This is a genomic window from Salipiger sp. HF18 (assembly GCF_011806505.1).
In the GTDB taxonomy this organism is placed as follows: Bacteria; Pseudomonadota; Alphaproteobacteria; order Rhodobacterales; family Rhodobacteraceae; genus Salipiger; species Salipiger thiooxidans.
Window position 1 is genome coordinate 1 of sequence record NZ_JAATOS010000896.1, and the last position, 832, is coordinate 832.

Annotated in this window: 1 protein-coding gene and 1 pseudogene; both read right to left on the bottom strand. The window is 67.5% G+C overall.

The window, feature by feature from the left end:
* Positions 1-306, bottom strand: a pseudogene (locus HC022_RS27815) (TIGR02281 family clan AA aspartic protease); the annotation flags it as partial.
* Between the two features lie 103 nt (positions 307-409).
* Positions 410-832 (bottom strand): MarC family protein (locus HC022_RS27820; protein ID WP_167454521.1); only part of this gene is annotated, 423 nt, incomplete at its 5' end.

Consider the following 832-nt stretch of genomic DNA (forward strand, 5'->3'; position numbering starts at 1 on the left):
GGTGTCGACGACGAAGCGCGTCGGCACGCCGTTGATCTCGAGCGAGACGTAGTAATGCCCGTCGGGCGCGCGCGGCAGCTCGACGCGGCCCTCGTCGGCAAAGACCGCCTGCCGCGGCATCACCGTCTGGCGGATGTCGCCCCAGAGCCCCACCGCGGCGATGACGCCAAGGAAGATTAGCCCCCACGCGGCAAGGTACTGCAGCTTGCGCCCGAGCTTCTCGCGGTTCTGCACGAACATCCAGAACACCAGCACCACGGCCAGAAGTCCGAGATAGGCGAGGGTTCCGAAATCCATCTGGGTCACTGTCGCGCTCCGGGTCGTCGCGGTGGCCGGACGCGACCGCTCTGATAGATGTAGGGCGCGCGCGCCGTCAAAACAGGGGCGCGGGCCGCTCGGTCCGCGCGGCTCAGCCGAGGGCGCCGATGTTGCGCAGACCGTCGATGACGAACTGCACCGACAGCGCCGCCAGCAGCATCCCCAGAAGCCGCGTCACAACGACGATGCCGGTATGCCCCAGCGCGTGCTCGATGATGCCCGCGCTGAGGAAGAACAGCAGCACGACGAGCAGCACCACCACCAGAACAGCAAGGATCGCCGCGATCTCGAGCACCGAGCTGGTCTGGCCGGCGAGCAGGATCATGGTGGCAATGGCGCCGGGGCCAGCGATCAGCGGGATGGCGATGGGAAACACCGAAGGGTCGGGCAGGGCGTCCTCTTCCCCGGCCTTGTCCTCGCGCCGCTTCGAGCGCCGTTCGAAGAGCATGTCGAGCGCGGTGAGGAATAGCAGGATCCCGCCCGCGATGCGGAAGGCGGGCATGGAAATGCCGAT